Origin of the sequence: Marinobacter sp. C1S70 (genome assembly GCF_000475355.1) — a bacterium.
Lineage (GTDB): Bacteria > Pseudomonadota > Gammaproteobacteria > Pseudomonadales > Oleiphilaceae > Marinobacter > Marinobacter nauticus.
Genome location: NZ_AXBW01000018.1, coordinates 129,192 through 150,583, shown reverse-complemented (window position 1 = coordinate 150,583; position 21,392 = coordinate 129,192). Strand labels below are relative to the sequence as shown.

Here is a 21,392-nt window from a genome sequence, read left to right as displayed (position 1 = left end):
TCTGCCGCGCAGACTCCTAGCCCCGAACGGCTGGCGGAGATCCGCGAGGCAGGCATTCACCCCGGTTATGCGGGCAAGTACCTGGAAGATTACCGCGTACAGGAAGGGGGTTGTCATGCAAGCTGAAGCGATCAAAAGCGAGGGGCTACAACCCTATTCCCGACACATTGCAGACCTGCAAGACGTACCGCCAGAGCTGGCAGAGCTGCCGATCTGGTGTGCATGGCGGCTAGTACCAAAGCCGGGGAAGAAACCCGACAAGGTGCCGGTATCGCCTGCAACCGGGGGCAGTGCATGGCGTAAGGACAAGGCCACGTTTTGCACCACGGCTGAACAGGCTATCCACTACGCAGAAAGCCGCCGGGATCTGCACGGGGTTGGCTTTATCCTATATGACGATGCTGACCACGGGATCATCGGCGGGGATATTGACCACTGCATAGACACCGAAACCGGGGAGCTGTCAGAACCCGCCAGACGGATCATTGAACAGGCGGACACATACACGGAGGTATCCCCCGGCCTTAATGGCTTCCGGTTTATCGCCCGTGGAACCTTCGGGGGCTATACCGGCAACAGCCAAGCCGATGGCGTGGAACTGTACGAAGGGGGCCGGTTCTTGACCTTCACCGGCAACCACTGGGAAGGAAGCCCGTTCGCTATCGAGAACAGGGATTTAACGGAGCTGGGGCGGCAATACTTCGACCGTAAGGAATCGCCAGAGAATGGCCTAGAGCGCCCGCCAGAGGGTGACAGGATGAGCCTGCAACAGATGGCGTTGCTGCTGGCCTGCATCCCCAACCAAGGACAGGGGCAGGGATATGACGAGTTCCAGAAGATAGCCGCCGCCATATCGTATGAAACCGGCGAAAGCCAGGACGGATTCACCCTGTTTAACAACTGGTGCAAGCAATCCGACAAGTACAACGCAGAGAAAGCCCGAACCACTTATTTTTCCTTCACCCATGATGGCGAAAAAGTGACCACCGGGAAAACGCTGTACTTTCTGGCAATGGATGAATTGCGGAAGCTGGAAGCGGAAAAGGATTTCAGCGACCTAGACGCGGCCAATGATGACCCGTTCGACCTGAAAGCCGCCAGCGTTGCAGAGCTGTTAGTAACAGATCCGCCGGAACGCCGATGGTTGGTAAACGACCGGCTACCGCTGGGGGTGGTTGGCCTTCTGGCTGCTGCTGGCGGTACGGGTAAGAGTATGGCAACCCTGCAACTGGCTGTCAGTGTGGCCACTGGCCTTGATTGGCTGGAAATGCCAATGGGGGAACCCGGAGCGGTTCTTATGTTTAGCGGGGAGGATGACAGGGAGGAAATACACCGCCGCCTAAAAGCCGTGGTTGAAATGTACGCCGATACCATAGACCCGTTTGATGATGCCGCTTTCCAACCCTACCGGGACAAGATAGCCGAACGGCTGTATGTGTTCGACTGTGTGGGCAAGGATAACCGCCTAACCGCCAAAATGAACGGTGAGCTACACCGAACCGCATTTGTTCGCCGCGTAATCGAAGTGGCGGAGCAGGTGCCGGAATGCAAGCTGATTGTTTTAGATCCGCTGGCACGGTTTGACGGTGGCGACCCCAACGACAACGCAGACAGTACCCGCCTGATTGAGTGTGCCGAGGAAATCCGCAAGGCAACCGGGGCAACGGTATTGCTACCGCACCACGTAAGCAAGGCCAGCATGAAGGACAACGCCAGCGGACAGGAAGCCGTAAGGGGTGGTTCTGGCCTGGTGGATGGTTCCCGCTGGGTTGGTTTGCTTTCCACGATGCGGGCCGATGCAGCCGAAAAGGAATACGGCATAGAGCCAGAGGAAGCCGCCAAACTGGTGAGGTTCACCACTCCAAAGGCGAACTATTCCGCGCCGTGGGAGGGTGTATGGTTGCGCCGTATTGCAGGCGGGGCGCTGGTGCCGACTATCGTTGAAAAAGCCGAAAGCAAGACGGACAAAAAGGCAGAGGAACGCTATCAGGCGTTTTTGGTGATTGCCCGTGACCTGATTAAGAAAAAGCTGGAAAAGGGCGAATACCTGACACCCCGAAAAATGCGGGACTATGCCGGAAGGGAAGGCGTTTTTGGTATCGGTGAGCAGTCGTTGCGATCCTGCGTTACCCGCGCCCTTGAAAATGGCGAACTATTCCAGCGGGAGGATGGAACCTTAAGGCTGTTTTAGGGTGGGGTGATTTTCTCGGGTGGGGTGCTGGGGTGACCACCCCACCTAGACCATCCCACCCCAGCTAAAGCCGCGCCGCACAAGGGCTACAGCGTTTTACTGGGGTGAAATAAAAAACACCCCACCACCCCGCCGGAACCCTTGCGCCCCAAGGGCTGAGGTGGGGTGATTTTTCACCCCTAAAGGGGGTACGGGGTTTTCACCCCACCCCCGTTTTAGGCTGGCGGATCAAACCGCCAAAGCCTGAACCTGTGACCATTGCAAGTTCCCCAAAGCTGTAACCCTCTGTCCCTTGGTGATTTTATCCGCCCTTGTTTTGGTGCCTGTTATTTGGGGCCGGAATGGGGCCATAAGACAAACTGACACAACCCGCCTGTGTAATAAGAACAGCCCCGGTTATAACCTATATCAAGATGAGATCAGGGCAGAGCAATACCGCCCCTTGATCGAAAACTGTTCAATTCAGGAGGTGGCCCGATGGCCGGAAGATGGAAGAAAGGGCAGAGCGGCAACCCGAAGGGCAGGCCGCCGGGGATTGTTGATAAGCGGGCCAGTCTGCGTAAAGCGTTTGAGTCCGAAGGCAAGGCCGTTGCCGAGCGTTGTATTGCCGCCGCGTTGGATGGCGATGTTCAGGCAATGCGCATTGTTTTGGAACGCCTGGCCCCGCCCCTGAAGGCCCGTGTCGATCCCGTAGAGTTCGACTTGAACACAGAGGGCAGTTACACCGACCAAGCCCGCCAGATCATGCAGGCGGTATCTGAGGGCCAGCTATCGCCGGACGTTGGCAAAATGTTGATTGATGGCATCGCCAGCGTTGCCCGTGTGGATGAGTTGGACGAAATCCGCGAGCGGGTAGAGGCACTGGAGGCCAGCCAATGAGCCGCCAGCTAACAGACCGGCTTAGACGTCTGGAAGAGTCCCGCAACGGATCACCCGCGCATGTGTGGTTGCTTGATCTGCTGGAAGAGCTGGAAGCCGCAAAGCGGGAAGGGCGGGAAGCTGCACCCCGGAAACCAAACATAGTCGAGAACACGGAGGTCGTCACCATGCTGAATCGGTACGGCATAGCTCCGGTGATAGATACCGGGGAGCATGAGTGGTGAAGCTGTTAAGGACTCGCATAGAGCGGCTGGAAAATGCCAGCGCCCCGAAATCAGAACAGCGGGCAATCATGGCCGAACTGCGTAGAAAGCTGGCGGAGCCGGATCTGTCCGACCATAAACGCGCCTTAATCGAGGCGATCATTCACCAACAGGGAATTATTCAATTCCACCAAAGGCACGCCGCCAATGATATTGGTATCGGCGCTGATTTTTCCGAACTGTACCCAGAGGACACCACCAATGAAAACTGAAGAAATCCGAACCCAATTACAGGCCATTGAAGCCGAGCTTGCCACCCTGGCCCCGATCAGTGACAGCGAACTAGAGGCGCAAGTTGCCGCCGGAGCTGATGCCGCCGAACTGGTAGCGCAAGACAATGAACGCGCCATGCGCCGCCGTGTCCTGAATATTCAGCGCCAAGGACTGAATACCAAGCTATCAGCGGCTATTAAAGAGGAAGCAGGGCCAACGGTTGCCCAGCACCAAAAGGAGCGGGAAAAGGCCGTACAGGCCGCCAGAAAGGCGCTACAGAATGCCCATGCTGCGGCTGATGCACTGGCTGCGGCATTAGGTGACTGGGATCAGGCGGCAAGGGATGCCGAGTTCTGTGGAATCCAAGCAAACAATGCGGCCAAAGAGGCGGGTATTCCCAAGCCGGTCGAGCCGGTGGGTATTGGTAGCCAGGAGTTTGCAGAGCTGGATAAACGTGTCTATCAGGTATTGCGCCCGCAACGTGTGCCGGGTGTTCAGCTTGGTAAGCAACAGATCGAGTCGGGGGTGTAACGATGGATAAGCTAACAGCACATATCAACGATGCCGTATCAGGCGAGCGCCAAAAGCGGGAAGCAGAGCAAGCCCGCCAGCGTGAGGAAGTCGAACGGCTGAAGTCTGAGATTGCCGAGCTGAAACAGAAGGCATAGCCCGCCCTTGTTACCACTTCCCGGCGGTAAGGTGTCACCGGCCAACCACCAAGCCGCCGAGGTAGTGGTTCCCTTTCAAGCCCGCCGGAGTTCCCGCCATGAGCGCCCATGAATCCGCCCTTGATGAGTATTGTAGCCAGCTAATAGGCAGTGAGGCGGGCAAGCCAGAGCGGGCATTGTGGGCGGCTGCGTTGGCGCTGCTGATTGCGGACGGTAAGGCCCATTGGCTAGGCCGTGGAAGCAGTGCTGGGGAAGCCTACGAGTTAGAGGCCGCCTTTGATGATTTGTGCCGGTGCGGGCCAATGACGCGGCATTGTTGCCGGTGGCTGGATTCTAACCCCGTGGCCGTGTCTGAGGCGTTTATTCGTTGGTGTGAGGCTTAGGGGCTCTACAAATTATCATTGATCCAAAACCCTGCTTTCTGGATGAATGTGGCTTTTAGGTTTCCTGAAGGGTATTCAGTTTCAAAACCCTTTGTTGAGCTTTCAACCATTTCCAAGGTCTCGGAGTCTACCTTCAGCAAAGTAAGAGTTGTGAACTCTGTAGACCCTTTGGAAAATCCCTCCCCGTCTACTTCGAAATACGCAAGAACAGGCCGCTGAAACGCTGGCGATTGCACAAATTCGCACAAAGAATCGTTTCTCATGGGGGTGCCGTAACTATTGGCACTGCTGAAGCGGACTTTGATGAACGTCTGTTTTAGTGGGTTTCTAGGCTGACTGTATCGCTCTGCGATATTTTCTTGTCCTAGCTCAAAAGCGCTTTCGACCTCGCCATAATATTCCTGGTTGAGCTGTTCTGCATCCTCTTGGCTTAGTGAGCCTGACAAAATATCTGTTTTTAGTACCTTAAAAGTCTCTGGAGATTTGACGAAGTCTTTCATCATTTCAATACAAGCTTTTTCGTAGAATGACTCTACAACAGCATAATCATCGACTTGCGATATGGAGTACAGAGACCAAGTTCCCGCGCCAATTATTGCGACTAGCATCAATGCTAATATTGTTTTCATTCGTTGGGTTCCCTTTCCGCCCTAGTTGCTGGTCATAGCCTAATGGATAGGAAGGGGTATCTCTACAAGTGTTTTTCTTAGATTGAGGGCTATAGAGCGGCTATCCGCCCCCATTACGCCCCCAGCCCAGAAACGAAAAAGGCCAGCTCCGAAGAGTTGGCCTAAGTCGTTGTTTTAAATGGTCGGGACGGTAGGATTTGAACCTACGACCCCTTGCACCCCATGCAAGTGCGCTACCAAGCTGCGCTACGCCCCGTAAACTGCAAACCGCCGAGAAACAAGGTTTATCTCAGTGGCTTAGCGGGAGCGAAGTCTACACCAGCCCAAGCTAAAAATAAACACCGGGCTGGCGAATTTCTCTCGAAATCAACGTAACTTGGTCTCCCGCAGCGCCAGGATGAATTCCGGGGGCTCGAAGGTATCCGGTTGGGCGCTTTCCCAGTACTTATCGAAAACCCGAAGGCCGGTTTTGCCCTCCAGTAGTGCTCCCGGTTCGAGGAACGGAAACAGGTCCAGATAGCTATGCACTTCGGTTTTGGAGACGCGACGGACGATGTGCTCCGGGCCAAGCTCAGAGGGATGCCGGAGCCCCGAGGCCTCAAGCAGATTCTGCAGGGCATCCAGGGTGTTCTTGTGGAAGTTGAATACCCGCTCGCTTTTCAAGGGGACGTCCAGTTTATTGCCACGACGGGGATCTTGCGTTGCGACCCCGCTGGGACAGCGGCCGGTATGACAATTCAATGCCTGGATGCAGCCCAGGGAAAACATGTAGCCCCTGGCGGAATTACACCAGTCCGCTCCCAGAGCAAGGGTGCGGGCAATATTGAAAGCGGACGTGATCTTACCTGCGGCGCCAATGGCGATGTCTTCGCGCAGGTGGGTACCCACCAGTGTGTTATGAACCAGAAGCAGGGCTTCAGTCATCGGCATGCCAAGGCGATTGATGAACTCCAGTGGCGCCGCACCGGTGCCGCCTTCGCCGCCATCAACCACGATGAAGTCGGGCTTTTTGCCTGTCTTCAGCATAGCCTTAACGATGGCGAACCATTCCCAGGGGTGGCCAATGGCGAGCTTGAAGCCGACCGGTTTGCCGCCGGAGAGGCTTCGCAGCTGTTCCAGGAATTCCAGCAGTTCAATGGGGGTGGAAAAGGCGGAATGGCTGGCGGGTGAAATGCAGTCTTCGCCAACCTGAACGCCTCGGGCCTCAGCGATTTCGGGGGTCACTTTTGCACCGGGCAAAATGCCACCGTGGCCTGGTTTTGCCCCTTGAGATAGTTTGACCTCTATCATTTTGACCTGGTCCAGGGTGGCATTCCTTTCGAACATCTCGGCATTGAAGGAGCCGTCGGGATGCCGGCAACCGAAATAGCCGGAACCGATTTCCCAGACCAGATCTCCGCCGGGTTCCCGGTGGTAGCGGGAGATCGATCCTTCCCCTGTGTCGTGGTAGAAGCCTCCTTTTTTTGCGCCGGTATTCAGGCTCAGAATGGCGTTGGCGGAAAGTGAGCCAAAGCTCATGGCGGAGATGTTGAAAACGCTGGCACTGTAAGGTTTCTCGCAGTTTTTGCCGATCAGAATCCGGAAGTTACTGCTGTCGAGTCGGGTTGGGGTGAGCGAGTGGTTCATCCATTCAAAGCCCTCGTCGTACATGCCTAATTGTGAGCCGAATGGTCGCTTGTCGAGCACGTTCTTCGCCCGCTGGTAGATAATAGTGCGCTGTTCCCGCGAGAACGGCCGCTCCTCCGTATCGGACTGGATAAAGTACTGCCTGATCTCCGGGCCGATCGACTCAAACAGATACCGCAAGTTGGCCATGATGGGATAGTTTCGGCTAACAGTATGCTTTCGCTGCAGTAAATCCCAGGTGCCGAGGGCTGTGAGCGCACCAAAAATCACCGGAAACAGATAGCCTGCTCCAAGCCAAAGCGTTACCGGTAAAGACACCAGCAGCCCGGAGATGCTGAGGACATAAGCGGAATAGCGCAAAGGGAAGGTGGTGGTTTTTTCCATGAATACCTCTGGGTGCTGTCGGGCGGGTGTCGGCGAAACCTTGCAGTATAACTACGTCACTTGTTCGGGTAGTAGACCTGTTTCAGGAAACAATCTTTGCCTCTGCAAAATCTGGACTATGCTGATGTAGATAAAAAAGGCATTTTTCTTGCTTTTGATGTTTTGAGTTCAAAGTAATAAAATGACCGGCTTGTAACGTATGAATGATTGTTCATTGCGTTATCCATTCACTCAGCATATTCAGTGATCACACCAGACCAGGAGGCGCCAACGTGGGCGAGGTAGTGAAAGACGAATATCAGACGGATTACGTCGCAGGCCAGGATAATATCAATCCGTTCGGCCTGGATCTTCATAACTGGGTTTTCCCGGTAGCGGCCATCATTGTGGTTCTGTTTGTTATCGGAACATTGATGTTTCCGGTAGCGGCGAAGGAGACTCTTGATGGGGCCAAGTGGGACATTATTGCCAGTTTTGACTGGTTCTTCCTGCTCAGCGCCAACATTTTCGTGGTTGTCAGCCTTGCGCTGATCTTCATGCCGGTGGGCAAGATCCGGCTGGGTGGACAGGATGCAACGCCCGAATTCTCAACCATGTCATGGTTTGCCATGCTGTTCGCAGCCGGGATGGGGATCGGCCTGATGTTCTGGGCCGTGGCCGAGCCGGTGGCCTACTACACAGGCTGGTACGAAACCCCGTTCAATGTGGCTGCCAACTCTCCCGAAGCGCGTGATCTGGCGATGGGGGCAACCCTTTATCACTGGGGGCTGCACCCCTGGGCAATCTACGCCATTGTGGCTCTGTCTCTGGCGTTCTTTGCGTTTAACAAGAACATGCCACTGACCATCCGTTCCGCGTTTTTCCCACTGCTGAAAGACAAGGTGTGGGGCTGGCCGGGGCACATCATTGATGTCCTCGCGGTTGTGGCCACTATCTTTGGTCTGGCCACGTCACTTGGCTTTGGTGCCCAGCAGGCTGCCTCCGGCCTGGATTACCTGTTTCAGGTAGGTTCTGGCACCAATGTGCAGATGGCTATCATTGTTGGCGTTACGGCCTTGGCGCTCATTTCCGTGCTGCGAGGTCTGGACGGCGGCGTTAAGGTGCTCAGTAACATCAACATGGCGACTGCGGGGATCGTGTTGTTCTTCGTGATCTTCGCCGGTCCGACCATGACCATTCTGGAGACCATCTGGGTAACCTCTTCCACCTACGTGGCCAACGTTGTGCCGCTGAGTAATCCGTTTGGTCGTGAAGACGAGGCGTGGTTCCAGGGCTGGACTGTATTCTACTGGGCCTGGTGGATTTCCTGGTCACCGTTCGTAGGTATGTTTATCGCGCGGGTTTCAAAAGGCCGGACAGTACGTGAGTTCGTCACTGCGGTTCTGATTATCCCGACCTTGATCACCACCGTATGGATGAGTGGTTTCGGTGGCACGGCACTGGAACAGATCCAGCAAGGCGTTGGTGTGCTCGCAGACAAGGGGCTGACCGAGGTTTCTCTGGCGACCTTCCAGATGTTTGAGCAGCTGCCCTGGACCGGCATTGTCTCGTTCGTCGGTATTATCCTGGTGCTGGTGTTCTTCGTAACCTCGTCGGATTCCGGCTCGCTGGTGATCGACAGCATCACCGCTGGCGGCAAAACCGATGCCCCGACGGCTCAGCGTGTATTCTGGGTGGTCATGGAAGGTGCCATTGCGGCGGCATTGATCTTCGGCGGTGGCGAAGACGCTCTGGGCGCGATCCAGGCCGTGGCCATCAGTGCCGGGTTGCCCTTCACGGCAATACTTCTGCTGATGACCTGGGGCTTGTTGAAAGGCCTCACCCATGAGAGGAAGTTGCTCCTGCAAAGGGGTGAGCTGACCTCCTGATCAGCGGGTCTGAACAAAAAACCGGAGCTACACCAGCTCCGGTTTTTTTATGCCCAAACACTGATTGTCAGCGCCGGGCAAAGCTTTCCATGGCAAACAGCGCTCGCTCTCTGGGGCTGAAATGTGGGCGCTTGAGGCTCTCGATCGCGTTGAGCCTGGGCAGCAGGCCGCAGCCGTTGGCCATCTGAATGGCCAGACCGGGTCGGGCGTTCAGTTCGAGCAGCAGTGGGCCTTCGTTGGCGTCCACCACCAGGTCTACCCCCATATATCCCAGGCCGGTGGCCTCATAGCATCGGGCTGCCATTTCCAGCATGTTTTCCCAGTCTTCAATCCGGATATTCTCCAGAGCCAGTCCGGTGTCCGGGTGCAGGGTAATCGGCCGATTGAACTGAACTGCGTTCAGGCTCTGGCCAGAGCCGATATCCAGCCCGACGCCAACAGCCCCCTGGTGCAGGTTGGCTTTACCGTCGGACGCGGTGGTTGCCAGCCGGAGCATAGCCATGACGGGATATCCCTGAAACACCACGATCCGGATGTCGGGTACGCCCTGGAAGGAGTACTTGGCGAGTGCCGGGGAGGACTGAACCAGGTTTTCAACAATGGCAACATCCGGGGTACCGGCAAGGGAATACAGGCCAGCCAGAATGTTGGTGAGGTGACGCTCCAGCATGGCGACGGAAATGCGGGCGCTGGAGGCCTTGATAAAGTCGTCGCCGTCTCGCCCGGTAATCACGGTAATGCCCTTGCCGCCAGAGCCTTTTGCTGGCTTGATGGCGAAACCGGCCAGATCCTCTGCCATTTCCCGAAAATGGGAGATTTCGTGTTGTTGGCGAACCACCTGCAGCAGCTTGGGGGTTTTTACGCCGTATTCGCTGACCGCTAGCTTGGTTTTCAGCTTGTTGTCCACCAGCGGGTAGGAGGTGCGATCATTGTACCGGGCAATGTAATCTACATTGCGCCGGTTCATGTTCAGCATCCCGAGATTTTTCAGCCTGCGTGGAGAGATCCAGTCCATATCAGTCGTAGGCCTTCATCGGGGTAAACCGCTTGAGCTCGCTGAGCTTGTAGCCGGTGTACTGACCCATCAGCAGGATCAGCCCGAGAATAACCAGATGTAACTCCGGGAAGTTGAAGGTGAGGTGGCCAGCCAGCGGTGTACTCATGGCCAGGTAGGCGCAGATGGCCACAAACAGACTGCCTGACCCCTGCACAAGCACTTCGCGGGCGCCTTCCTCTTCCCAGAGAATGGACATACGTTCGATGGTCCAGGCGATGATCACCATGGGGAAGAAGGTGACGGTCATGCCGGTGTTAAAGCCCATCTGGTAGCCAATGATGCTGAGCCCTGCGGTGATGAAGATCACCAGAATGATCAACGCCGATATGCGTGATACCAGCAGCAGGTTCAGGCTGGAAAGATAGCCGCGCAACAGCAGGCCAATGGCTACAACGGACAGAAAGGCGATCAGCCCTGGCACCAGAGTGGTCTGTACAAAGGCCACGGCGATCAGGACCGGCATGAAGGTGCCCGATGTCCGGATGCCAATGACAATCCGCATGAAGGCGACAATGAGAGCGCCGATGGGGAGCAACAGCAGCATTCGGAACATGCTCTGTTCTTCGATGGGTAGCTGGTAGAAACCGAGCACACTCAGCCCATTGGCGTTGGACTCCAGCGTTGCCAGTTGCAGCGCCGGCACGGTCTGCCGCAGCATGGAAAAGCTTACCTGGGAGTCGTCGCCACCCACCACGTCGAGGAGGGAATCTGCCCCCTGTCTCCAGAGCAACAGGTTTTCCGGTACACCTTGTTCTGCGGTGCGCGGGTCGAAGGTAAGCCAGCGCTTGCCGTTGTATATCTGTAGAAATGGCACCAGTTGTTGGCGGCGGCGGGCATCCTCAAGCTTCAGGGCATCTGCGGTGCGCGCAGCGATGCCAGCGTGGTTCAGCATCTTCACCAGCAGTTGCAGATAGTTGTCGTCAGATACCAGTAATGTTGTGTTCTGGGTGCGATTGTCTGGCTGCATCAGGCGGATCAGCTCGCGGGTCATGCTCTCCGGGGAACTGGATCGCTCGGAAGCCTGGGTCAGGAGCTCTCTTACGGCGGTGGCCTGGGGCTCTTCCCAGAAAACCGTCAATGCCCGGGGTTTACGCACTGGCGGAGCATGAATCGCGTCTTCATCCGGTACAAACTGTGCTTTGAAATAGAGAGTCTGAGGACCGGCGACGTCTCGTTTTGTCCACTGGGCCCTGCGCCCGCTGTTGCTATCCAGAATTGAGAAGCCGTAGCCGGGCGAGGCGGCCTGCTCCGTCAGGATACGGAAGCCGGGCGGTTGCTCCGGGATGTGCAGGCTCACTTCAGCCGGGCTGTTCTGGCCCTCAAAATCGACTCGCGCCTCAATCATCCAGACCGGACGTTGTTCACCGGTCATCCACGGAATACCCAGTTCCAGATGGCGCCAGGTGGCGATCGCTATCCCTGCCGCAATCAACAGGAAGACAAACACGTAAAACGGGACCCGGGAGCGTACCGTCATTCTTCCTCTCCGTTTGCCGCTTGTTCAAGGTAGGATTCGGGCAACTCGGTTGCGAATTCCTTGCCGACATCGATCAACATGACGTCTCGCAATACGTTGCGGCCAATCAGGACTTCGTAAGTCAGATTTGTCCGGTCGGCCAACGTAAACTCAGCCACCTGCTGGTGGTCGCCGATGGCAAACTGAAGCTCCACCACCACCCGGCGCTCTGACTCATCGGCACTGGACTGGATAATCTTCACTCGCCTGGAGATTTCTTTCTCCATGGCTACCCACTCGGCATCCTCAGTACCGGGAACGGGCACTTCAAAGCGCACCCAGTTGCTGCCATCCCGTTCAAAACGCTGAACGTTACGGGCGTGTATGGAAGAGGTTTCCGCGCCACTGTCGATTCGGGCGGTATAGACATGGTCGGGGCCAGCCAGGAAAAACTTTTCGACCTCACCGACAACGACTTTGCCTTTGAGGCGATCCGCCCGGCCTTTATCTTCGCGGGAAGCGGGGCAGGTAGGTGCCGCCTTTGGTGGTGGGCACGATGGCTTTTCAACCTGAGTGGCAATGGCCTGGAGAATGGTCTGGGTAGAATCCTGATTCTGCTGCAGGAGCTTTTCGTGCCTTACACCGGCATTCTGCTCCATGGTAACAAGGGTCGCACGCTGGCTTTGGACCGAGGCTCGCACTTCTTCAATATTCTCTTTCGGTACCATGAAATAACGATCGGAAGCGCAACCAGAAAGTGCGACTGCCAGCCCTGTTAAGGCAACTGCGAACAATGAGCGGGTTTGCGAAACACTGGACCCCATGAATATCCCCTGAACCGGCCGTGAGAATTATTGGCACTGGATGCCTCAGCCATTGGATGTGTTGTCAATCAGGCGGGAGAGTATACTACAACGTACCTGTGTGGTGACTTTACAGATGGTTAAGGCGCATCTTTACCGGCCCAGGAAAGGCCCCTGGCCCAGTGGCGTCTCGGATCTCAGGTACTCCTGGATGACCGGGGAACAATTCAGGTAGAACAGTAGCAGCTCCCGCTGAATATCCTGGTCCTGAATGCGCGCAGCAAAGGAAATGACTTCTTTGAGCGCACGGTCGCTGGAGGTGGTGTCTGTCGGCACCGTGAAGCTCTTTCCATAACGGCTTTTCAGCAACTGGGTCAGTCGCTCAAGGTGAAACTCGCCCGTATGGGTGATGTGAGGCAAAACCCGCACATGCTTTTCCGCCGAGCGCTGATTTTCCGAAGACAATGTCTGTTCGTCTTCCACACAGGTAGCCTGCAGGAAATCGGACCCGAATTTTCTCCACAATTCCTTGAACATGCTCCGACCTGCCAGTCAGCTTTCCGTTTACGGCTTTAGCACTCCGGTTGGGTGCTTTTTAACCGTTGTAGAGCAATTTACGCTCTGCGTCCATAGGTGGATTGACGCAATGTTGATAAATGCCAAACAGTCGAGGCCGGCCTGGTGGCACCGTTCCGCCAACAAGAAAAAAGGGTGAGCATTGCGGTAGACTGTCAGGCTTTGATCCCGGGGCCATACCCTGAACTGACCAACGAACACCAAGGAGAACATGCTGGTGCTAGATGCGCTTATCCTCACCATGGCTGAACGTCCGGAATGGCTGGCAGGCTGGTTCCTTGCTCTAGTGGCGAGTGCCGCCTCGCTTTTGGCGGGCGTGATCTGGCTGCTGTGGCGTCGGCGTCAGGATAGAGCCACCGAGTCTGCCTTGCGCGAGGAACTGGACGCCCGGGACAGGCAACTGAGAGATAGCGAGCAGGTGCAGGCGTTGCATGAACAGGAAGTTGAACACCTGCGGACCGCACTCGAGGAGCAGAAAGCCCGCTCCGGACAGCTGGAGCAGAGCATCGAACACTGGCGACAACAGTCTGCTGCCCTGGAAAACCGATTGGCGGCTCTGGCCTCGGAGTTGACAGCCAAACAGGACCGGGTGGCGCAACTGGCAAGTGAGAGCGGTCAATACCAGCAGCGGGTTGAAACGCTCTCGGAAGAGCTGGGCCAGTTGAAGGTCGAGCTACGCGAGCAGCAGGTCACTCTGGATAAGGAGCGCCGTAGTGCCTCGGAAAAACTGGAGTTGCTGGAAAAGAATCGAGATGCACTGAAACAGGAATTCGAGAACCTGGCGAACCGGATTTTCGAGCAGAAAAGTGAGCGCTTCAGCCAGCAATCGAAAACCAGCCTGGACTCCTTGCTTAACCCCTTCCGCGACCAGTTGCAGGATTTCCGCAAACGGGTTGAGGATGTCTACACCACGGAAACCCGGGATCGTCAGGCGCTTCGCAGCGAAATAAAATCGTTGCAGGAGCTGAACCGGCAAATTACCGAAGAAGCCGCCAATCTGACCCGCGCTCTCAAAGGCGACAAGAAAATTCAGGGCAACTGGGGTGAGTTGATCCTGGAGCGGGTGCTGGAACGGTCGGGCCTGCGCAAAGGGGTCGAGTACGAAACCCAGGGTAGTTACCGGGACGAAGATAACCAGTTGTTGAGGCCCGATGTCATCGTGCATTTGCCGGACCAGCGAAATCTGGTGATTGATTCCAAGGTATCGTTGGTGGCCTATCAGCAGTGGGTGACCGCAGATCAGGAGGAAGAACGCGCTGCGGCGCTGAAGCAGCATGTTGAGGCGGTTCGCAATCACATCCGTGCATTGAGCGAGAAAGATTACAGTCAGCTTAACGGGCTGCATTCTCCCGATTTCGTGCTGCTGTTCATGCCCATTGAGCCGGCATTTGTGGCAGCATTCCAGCAGGACGAGAATCTCTTCGCAGAAGCATTTGAGCGGAAGATTATTGTGGTGACGCCTACCACCCTGCTGGCGACACTGAGAACCATTGAGAATATCTGGTGTTATGAACGCCAGAGCCAGAATGCCCGCCGCATTGCCGATCGCGCCGGCGCGGTCTACGACAAGCTGCGGGTGTTTGTCGAGGCTATGGAAAAGCTGGGAAGCCAGTTACACACGGCCCAGGGCACCTACGATAATGCCATGAATACCCTGACCCGGGGCCGTGGTAATCTGATTTCCCAGGCCAATCGGTTTGTGGAGCTGGGGGTCAGGGTTAAAAAAGAGTTGCCCAAGTCGATAGTGGATCAGGCCGAGGTCGATTCTGAAGACGCCGATGAGCCGGGAGATACGCCCGCCATCGACAGGGAGCCTACGGACGCCGGGGAAGCCCGTGCAGAGGACCAACAGGAGTAGCGGTATGTTGTCATCCATGAAAAAAAGGCGTTTGCCTGGTCACAAGGCATTTGCGGGCCTGGTGTTGTCTTCTGTTCTTGCCCTGCAGGCGGGATTCGCCCAGGCATTGGCTCCGGAACACGAAATTCGCCGCTTGATGCTGGCGACTGAAGAAGCCGTTGCAGCAGAGAACTGGAGTGAGGCAGGGGAGTACCTGAACCGCCTTCAGGCCATGGAGGGAGAGAAGCCCGCCGAGTATTACTACTATCGCGGCCGGGCCATGTTGCAGGCCAATCATCTGAATGAGGCACGTTCAGCACTGGAGCAATACATTACCCGGGCCGGGGCAGAGGGCACGCATTACCAGCAAAGCCTGAAGCTGATTACCGACATAGAGAAGGCCAGCCGTGCCAGTGTTCGCGCTCTGGCCGAAGGGCAGGCCAATGCCAACGAGCCCGTGGCCGTGATTGAGCCGGCGAATGAACAGGATGTGAAGACGCTGCGCCAGCTGTATCTGGCAGGCTCGGACAGGGAGGCTCTGGTCATCCATCTGAATACTCTGCTTGAGACCGCTGGCTGGCGGCGTGACAAAACGGTGGTGCGCCTGGACAGGCCAGCAGATCGCCAGTACCAGGTGGCTCTGGATGATGGCAACATCAGTATTCAGGACATCGAGCGCAATCCCGATGGCACCACCGTTCGCAGAACCCTGTCTCTGTCGGTATTCGGTGTGAATCCTCAGTTGCGTTGGGATTGTGAACCGGTGGTCGGAGCCTGCTGGGTTTATGATCCGCGGGACGGCTCCCGGCTTTTCCAGTTGGCGGAGAATCGCGATCAGGCCCGGGACATTGCCCGAACTCTGGGGCGCTTGATCCGGAACCTGCAGCAGGGAAGTTCGTAAGGCCGGGTGTTCAGACCAGATCGCCCCGTTCGCCTTCCCGCCAGGCGCCCGGGGTGACCCCCGTCCACTTCTTGAAGGCCCGATGGAAAGTGGATGGTTCGGTAAAGCCTACCCGTTCGGCAATATCGTTGATGGGCATCTCCGGATGGGCCAGATAGTAGATGGCCATATCCCGCCGCAATAGATCCTTGATCTCCTGAAACGACGTGTTCTCCTGCTTCAGGCGGCGCCTGAGGGTTTGCGGGCTGGTGTGCAGCTCTTGTGCTATCCAGTCGAAATCCGGCATGGGTTTGGAGAAGTCACGGCCAATCAGGCCCCGAATACGACCGGTCCAGGTGTTGCTCTCATCCGGTCGTGACAGCAGGTCTGCCGGGGAGGTTTTCAGGAATTGTCGCATTTCCGGCTTGTCCCGAATCACCGGGGCGGAGAGGAAACGTTTGCTGAAGGTCAATGCCGTACAGTCGGACTCGAACGCCAGCGGACAATGAAAAATGTGCCGGTATTCGTCCCCGTGATCTGGCCTCGGGTAATCGAACTCAGCTTTCTCCAGTTCCACGGGCTGGCCAATAAGCCAGCTGCCCAGCCGGTGCCAGATCACCAGAATGCTCTCGCGCAGAAAATAGTCCGGGTCGTGGATGCTGCCTTCAATTCGCGTGACCAGGCGCGCGCGGTCACCGAAGATTTCAAGCTCCATGGAAACCATCGGTTCGAACAGCCGAGAGAACCGGAAGGCCTGTTGATATACCTCTTCCAGCGTCTGGCAACCGACCACCAACGCACACATGGTGGCGAACGTTCCGGAGCGGGCACGGCGTGGCCCCATGCCCATAAATTCATCGCCAGTGCGCTGCCAGATTACCTGCATCAGCTTGCTGAACTGATCACTGCTAACCCTTGCCATTTCAATGCGAAGAAGATCTGGCGAGATCCCGGCCTCCTGGAGCAAAGCACGGCTGTCCAGGCCCAGGCGTTCGGCGCCTGACAGGGAAGCTTCAACAAAATGTCGTGAGACTGTCAGTGTTGACATAGAGGCAGCCAGAAGAAAGAACGAACTTCATCATAAGTACCCGGCTCAACATTGCAAGCCCATGATTTGCCAACGGATGGAAGAAACGGTCAATAGGAATGAAGGAACCGGTAGTTGGCCCGGGCTGCAAAACCCGTCAGCATGAGCCAGAGTCATTGCCGCCGATCAAAAACAAGGAGATGCTTTATGGCAGCCCCGCTCGCCAACCTGAAAATTCTGGATTTCAGTACCTTGCTGCCCGGACCCTACGCCACCATGATGCTCGCCGATATGGGCGCGGAAGTGCTCAGAATTGAAGCTCCGGATCGCGTGGATCTGGCCAAGGTAATGCCACCGTTTGACGGTAAATTCAGCACCACTTTTTCCTACCTCGGTCGCGGCAAGCAAACCTTGCAACTGAACCTGAAGCAGCCCGAGAGTGTTGAAAAGGTCAAGCAGCTGGTTCCGGACTATGACATTGTGGTGGAGCAGTTTCGCCCGGGCGTCATGGACCGCCTCGGGATAGGCTATGAGGTACTCAAAGCCATCAACCCGAAACTGATCTACTGCGCCATTACCGGTTATGGTCAAACCGGCCCCTACAAAGACAGAGCCGGCCACGACATCAACTACCTGGCTATTTCCGGTGTTGCCAGCCACTGCGGTCGTGCCGACAGCGGTCCACCACCCATGGGCATTCAGGTTGCCGATGTGGCCGGTGGCTCACACCATGCCGTGATGGGTATCCTGGCTGCTGTCATCAAACGCCAGGAAACCGGTGAGGGCGCCTTTATCGACATCAGCATGACCGACGCCGCCTTCGCCCTGAATGCCATGGCGGGTGCTGCTGCCCTGGCAGGCGGACAGCCTCAGAAGCCCGAAAGCAGCATGCTCAATGGTGGCACCTTCTACGACTATTACCAGACCAGGGATGGCCGCTGGTTGTCTGTCGGGAGCCTGGAACCGCAGTTCTCTTCGCGCCTGTGCGACACCCTTGGGTTGGGCGAACTGAAAAGCTATGCCCTGAGCCAGAAGCCTGAACATCAGCAGGAGTTGAAAGCCGCTATCAAGCAGAAGATCGCGGAGTGTTCACTGGCAGAGTGGCAGGAGGTGTTTGCCGAGGTGGATGCCTGTGTAGAGCCGGTGTTGACGATTGAAGAGGCGGCGGAGCATCCGCAGTTGAAGGCCAGAGGGATGGTTGTTGATAGGGATCGCGGGGATGGTGTGGGACAGAGGCAGTTGGGAGTGCCTGTAAAGTTTTAGTAACGGTAAAACAAAAAGCCCCGGCTGAGCCGGGGCTTGATTTCGTTGGCAGATTTTATTCTTGCTGCGGACAATAAGAGGGTAGGCTGTTTGACCCGAAAGTGATAAGGGTTGAACAAACCATACCACCGAATGCGTCCTGCGAAGAAGTAGGATCTACCGGTGTTCCATGCTCCACCCCATCGAAAACTTCAGGAGCGTAGGACATCGACATAACCGCATCACTACCGAGTTCAATCAGGGGAACGGTGCCTGCTAATGGCGCAGGGAAGCTGTCCACTGGGTACGGAACATCTGTCAGCGTTCCGCTCAAAGGCGAGGGGTCGTAAGCGTCAGCGCTCAAAGAATCAGCCCAAAGCTCTGCATCCGCGGCATTTGGTATGACTGTGTCACCAATGACAACACTGATTAGGGTGTCGGTTGTCGACTGACCAATGAAATTAATTGGGTCTGCTGAGTCAACGGTTGCCTGTGCGACGTTCAAGAAGGCTTCCAAACTGGAGTCTCCCTGCTCAAGCCTAGCTTTATCAAACAGGCCGCCCAGAACGATCGGAGCAAAACTATCAGAGTTCTCAAGCAGCCTTACAATTCCGCCACCTGGTGTCAGCAAGCTGCTCGCCTGGATATTGTTTTCTGCCGAAAAAGTACTCTGCGCTGGGTTGGATGAATTTACGAAAGTAACCTTTCCTACGCCTGGGAACTCCAATGCATCAGTATTCAGCGCATCTATTAGAGACACACCGGTGATGCCGCCCAAGGAGTGGCCGGCAAAATAGACGTCTTGGCCACTCGAAACATCTACCTTTTTCACTCCTCCTTGGCCATCAGGGAAGGGAAGTTCAAGACTAGCGAGCGATGCGCGTAAGTTCATCTGATCCAGAACGCTCTGGCGCAGATTGTCGCGGGTCTTCAGGAAGTTCGATAAGTTAATAAAGAACCTACCATTCTCTTCCGCCCCAACCGGTTTGCTGGGATCAAAGACCATTGAATCTGCTTTGCCATCACTGCCGGGGAATAATCCAAAGTGGCGCTCAACAAGAACTTTTTCTTCCGGAGTTGTTTCCTCATATCTCGGAGCTAACCCCGGAATTTGGCTGCCGGCGTTTTCTACTGAATTAAGTAATGAAGTAACAGTTCCAGCGAATGTTTGTTGCTCCTCCGCTGTTGTTCCTGTAATTACGCCGCTAATTCCGCTAGCGTCTTCGTATTCTTTGGCCTTTGTAACGAAGTATGAAACCTGATTGTCTTCATCCTGCTGCAAGGCAGCTAAGGCTTCAGGAGCAAGTGTCAAAATAGCGCCTTTCGCGATCGGCTGCTGCTCTTCCGGTAGATCCGTAATGGCATCGGCTCCTAATGCATCCAGAACTGCTGCGCCAATAAGCAGTCCAGCAAGTTCACCCTGCTGTTCGATGGAGAAGGGGCTGACCCCGTGGAGGGGGTGGTCGATAGCAGCAACAACATAACCTTGTTCGGCAAGAGCGGTACCGAATGTCAGCGCCGTACTGCGATCAGTGGTGATGCCATGCTGGAACGAGACGATGCCCTTAACGTTGCTGGGATCGCTTGGGTAAAGAACCAGAATTGGTGCCTCGATATTAGGCTGGTCTGCATTCTGTTTCGGGAAAGGGAAAATATAGTTGACTGCTGTTGTTTCAGTTTGGTCGGGGTTGGCGTGAGGTAATGCAGGGGCGCCGACTTTTTGCAGCAAACCGCTAATTTGGGAGGCCAGCTGGTCATCGGCTTCCCAGTTACCAAGCATTTCTCCTTGCTCTGTGGCTCCGACCAGATCTGCCGGACTGTTGCCGAGATAGTTTGGCAGCGTGATGGTTCCCTCAATCGCGTATACAGATCGAGGGTCCTCAAGAACACTGGCAGCTAGGAGAGAAACCTGCGCAGCGCCCCTTGGAACAGGGTCGAGAGCAATGGTGCCTGCTCTATCTGCGGCGGTGGGGGTCGGAAGACCTTCTTTGAATTTGGTTGCCAGTGCAATACCTAGGCAGTCAATCGCATTCTGGCCTTGAACTGTTCCGCAAGCGCCACCAAGTATTTCCGCCAATTCCTGAGGTGTTTCGGCTGGCTCCAGTCCTAAGCTTGCGGGGAATTTAGCGACGGCGGTATCTACAGCTTTTTTGATCGTAGAATAATCCGCTGATCCCTGGGAAGATTTTTGGGTTTTGACTGCTGCGCTGACCGCAATGAAGTTCCGAACCTGATCAGAGAACCAAGTCCCTGGCTCAGCGATGTACCTCAGCACATCAGTGTCTTTGGAGGTTGTAAAGCTGTAACTGAGAGCGATTTGATCTTCGCTCAGTGGCTGGCCTATGGCTTCGGCATATTTGAGCGCCAAAGGCTCCCAAAGGCTGTTGATTAAGGTTCGCACCGGCAAAAGGTCTTGGCTCGGTAGTCCTGCCCCCGGATTTTCTGCGGTGCCTTCTGCAGTAAGGTTGGAGTAAGACGGATCCTGAATGATTGGATCACCGTTGATGTCTTTCACATCGTTAGTGACTACTACCACATAGCGTTTGCCTGGCTTCAAAGGTTCGAGCGGTAGAATGCGAATGGCGGAGGTGCCATCGAGAGTTACTACTTCGGCACGCACTTTTGGCATACCGGCGCCATCAGGAAGCCCAATTGCGAGAGTGGGGGGTTCGCCGTTGCCCAGGCCTTGTACTGGATCACCGCTGGCGTATGCCAGTTCGATAAGGTGGACGTTTTTGCCAATCTTCACGTTATCTTCGCTTTCGTCCAACAGGCCATTGGTCTGGATGACGATGGGAGCAACGGTCGATGCACCTGAAAGCTGGTTGAGTGCTGCAGTGACCGGGGGAGAAGTATTGTCGACTTCAAATGTTCCATCTGCTTCGCTGAAGCTTGTGTCTTCGTCATCTGAGCGGAAAATCAGATCGTTGGGTATCGGAAGTCGCGAGGCGCCAGGCGCAAAAAACGGAAACGTTCTATCGGCGAGCGCATCGGTATCGGCATACTGCGGCTTGGGATTATCATTGCCCCCACTGTTAGAGCCACTGAAACAGCCCGTCAACCCAAGGGAAGAAGCCACGGCAAGACTTATTAGAGTTTTCTTGAACATGGGTGGAACCTTTTCCTGTTGTTGTGTCGTTATATCCGGCGTTGACGGAACCGGTCGGCCCCAGGATTCCGCGCACAGCCTTTTCTGATTTGTTGGTTGTCTGAAATTGTAGCCAGCACTTAAAAGCCAATTTCTGTAGCTTCGACTATAGCGACAGAGTAGCAAGTGTTGATCAGCCAAAAGTGTGATTCTGCGTCTGGAAACCCTCCTCGCACCCTTGGAGTGGCCCTCAATCAAAATAGTGGCCGCTCCGCGGTTTGTCGAGTTCCAGTGGCCGGGTAATGCCTGTTTTAACAAATTG

19 protein-coding genes and 1 tRNA gene are annotated in these 21,392 nt (G+C 55.6%); 11 read left to right on the top strand and 9 right to left on the bottom strand.

Annotation, left to right across the window (positions count from 1 at the left end; translation table 11 throughout):
* The first annotated feature begins 115 nt into the window (after positions 1-115).
* The 7 genes from Q669_RS19050 (at position 116) to Q669_RS06480 (ending at position 4,597) form a co-directional block, all read left to right on the top strand.
* Entirely contained in the window at positions 116-2,191 is a 2,076-nt protein-coding gene (locus tag Q669_RS19050) for an AAA family ATPase (protein ID WP_022991673.1), read from the top strand.
* A 477-nt stretch (positions 2,192-2,668) separates the two neighbouring features.
* Positions 2,669-3,070, top strand: coding sequence for a DUF5681 domain-containing protein (locus Q669_RS06500; protein WP_022991672.1), 402 nt, complete (start codon positions 2,669-2,671; stop codon positions 3,068-3,070).
* Positions 3,067-3,294 carry a hypothetical protein gene (locus tag Q669_RS06495; protein ID WP_022991671.1) on the top strand — a complete coding sequence of 76 codons (228 nt, stop codon included), beginning with the start codon at positions 3,067-3,069 and terminating at the stop codon, positions 3,292-3,294. The genes Q669_RS06500 and Q669_RS06495 overlap by 4 nt, the downstream gene beginning before the upstream one ends.
* Entirely contained in the window at positions 3,288-3,545 is a 258-nt protein-coding gene (locus Q669_RS06490; protein ID WP_022991670.1) for a hypothetical protein, read from the top strand. The genes Q669_RS06495 and Q669_RS06490 overlap by 7 nt, the downstream gene beginning before the upstream one ends.
* Positions 3,535-4,077 (top strand): hypothetical protein, encoded by a 543-nt coding sequence (locus tag Q669_RS06485; RefSeq protein ID WP_022991669.1) that lies wholly within the window; start codon positions 3,535-3,537, stop codon positions 4,075-4,077. The genes Q669_RS06490 and Q669_RS06485 overlap by 11 nt, the downstream gene beginning before the upstream one ends.
* A gap of 2 nt (positions 4,078-4,079) precedes the next feature.
* On the top strand, positions 4,080-4,214 hold the full coding sequence (locus Q669_RS20005; protein WP_022991668.1) for a hypothetical protein: 135 nt from the start codon (positions 4,080-4,082) through the stop codon (positions 4,212-4,214).
* A 98-nt stretch (positions 4,215-4,312) separates the two neighbouring features.
* Positions 4,313-4,597 (top strand): hypothetical protein, encoded by a 285-nt coding sequence (locus Q669_RS06480; RefSeq protein WP_022991667.1) that lies wholly within the window; start codon positions 4,313-4,315, stop codon positions 4,595-4,597.
* Between the two features lie 5 nt (positions 4,598-4,602).
* Here the strand turns inward: Q669_RS06480 and Q669_RS06475 are convergent, their stop codons facing one another.
* The 3 genes from Q669_RS06475 to Q669_RS06465 all read right to left on the bottom strand — a co-directional run bounded on the left by Q669_RS06475 (position 4,603) and on the right by Q669_RS06465 (position 7,236).
* Positions 4,603-5,226 (bottom strand): hypothetical protein, encoded by a 624-nt coding sequence (locus tag Q669_RS06475; RefSeq protein WP_022991666.1) that lies wholly within the window; start codon positions 5,224-5,226, stop codon positions 4,603-4,605.
* Positions 5,227-5,405: 179 nt separating this feature from the next.
* Positions 5,406-5,482: transfer RNA gene (locus tag Q669_RS06470), tRNA-Pro, on the bottom strand.
* A 110-nt stretch (positions 5,483-5,592) separates the two neighbouring features.
* Positions 5,593-7,236, bottom strand: a complete 1,644-nt coding sequence (locus Q669_RS06465) for an FMN-binding glutamate synthase family protein (protein ID WP_022991665.1) — start codon at positions 7,234-7,236, stop codon at positions 5,593-5,595.
* A 272-nt stretch (positions 7,237-7,508) separates the two neighbouring features.
* Here Q669_RS06465 and Q669_RS06460 point away from each other — a divergent pair, with 272 nt between their 5' ends.
* Positions 7,509-9,104: a BCCT family transporter gene (locus Q669_RS06460; RefSeq protein WP_014420995.1), complete on the top strand. Its 1,596-nt coding sequence runs from the start codon at positions 7,509-7,511 to the stop codon at positions 9,102-9,104.
* Positions 9,105-9,171: 67 nt separating this feature from the next.
* Here Q669_RS06460 and Q669_RS06455 read toward each other — a convergent pair whose 3' ends face one another.
* From Q669_RS06455 to Q669_RS06440, 4 genes are all read right to left on the bottom strand, one after another.
* Positions 9,172-10,119 carry an alpha-L-glutamate ligase-like protein gene (locus Q669_RS06455; RefSeq protein ID WP_014420996.1) on the bottom strand — a complete coding sequence of 316 codons (948 nt, stop codon included), beginning with the start codon at positions 10,117-10,119 and terminating at the stop codon, positions 9,172-9,174.
* Position 10,120: 1 nt separating this feature from the next.
* On the bottom strand, positions 10,121-11,638 hold the full coding sequence (locus Q669_RS06450) for an inactive transglutaminase family protein (RefSeq protein WP_011785517.1): 1,518 nt from the start codon (positions 11,636-11,638) through the stop codon (positions 10,121-10,123).
* A complete protein-coding gene (locus Q669_RS06445; protein ID WP_022991663.1) occupies positions 11,635-12,441 on the bottom strand; it encodes an ATP-dependent zinc protease in 807 nt (268 codons plus the stop codon). Before Q669_RS06445 ends, Q669_RS06450 begins: the two co-directional genes overlap by 4 nt.
* Positions 12,442-12,573: 132 nt before the next feature.
* On the bottom strand, positions 12,574-12,957 hold the full coding sequence (locus tag Q669_RS06440) for a hypothetical protein (protein ID WP_011785515.1): 384 nt from the start codon (positions 12,955-12,957) through the stop codon (positions 12,574-12,576).
* Between the two features lie 250 nt (positions 12,958-13,207).
* Between Q669_RS06440 and rmuC the strand changes: the two genes are divergently transcribed.
* On the top strand, positions 13,208-14,854 hold the full coding sequence (gene rmuC, locus Q669_RS06435) for a DNA recombination protein RmuC (protein ID WP_022991662.1): 1,647 nt from the start codon (positions 13,208-13,210) through the stop codon (positions 14,852-14,854).
* A 4-nt stretch (positions 14,855-14,858) separates the two neighbouring features.
* On the top strand, positions 14,859-15,734 hold the full coding sequence (locus Q669_RS06430) for a hypothetical protein (RefSeq protein WP_022991661.1): 876 nt from the start codon (positions 14,859-14,861) through the stop codon (positions 15,732-15,734).
* 10 nt (positions 15,735-15,744) lie between these two features.
* On the opposite strand, the gene Q669_RS06425 is transcribed toward Q669_RS06430, so the two are convergent.
* Complete coding sequence (locus Q669_RS06425; protein WP_022991660.1) at positions 15,745-16,761, bottom strand: AraC family transcriptional regulator; 1,017 nt, start codon at positions 16,759-16,761, stop codon at positions 15,745-15,747.
* A gap of 186 nt (positions 16,762-16,947) precedes the next feature.
* Here Q669_RS06425 and Q669_RS06420 point away from each other — a divergent pair, with 186 nt between their 5' ends.
* Positions 16,948-18,003, top strand: coding sequence for a CaiB/BaiF CoA transferase family protein (locus tag Q669_RS06420; RefSeq protein ID WP_022991659.1), 1,056 nt, complete (start codon positions 16,948-16,950; stop codon positions 18,001-18,003).
* A gap of 55 nt (positions 18,004-18,058) precedes the next feature.
* Here the strand turns inward: Q669_RS06420 and Q669_RS06415 are convergent, their stop codons facing one another.
* Positions 18,059-21,091 carry a hypothetical protein gene (locus tag Q669_RS06415; RefSeq protein ID WP_022991658.1) on the bottom strand — a complete coding sequence of 1,011 codons (3,033 nt, stop codon included), beginning with the start codon at positions 21,089-21,091 and terminating at the stop codon, positions 18,059-18,061.
* Positions 21,092-21,392: the final 301 nt, after the last annotated feature.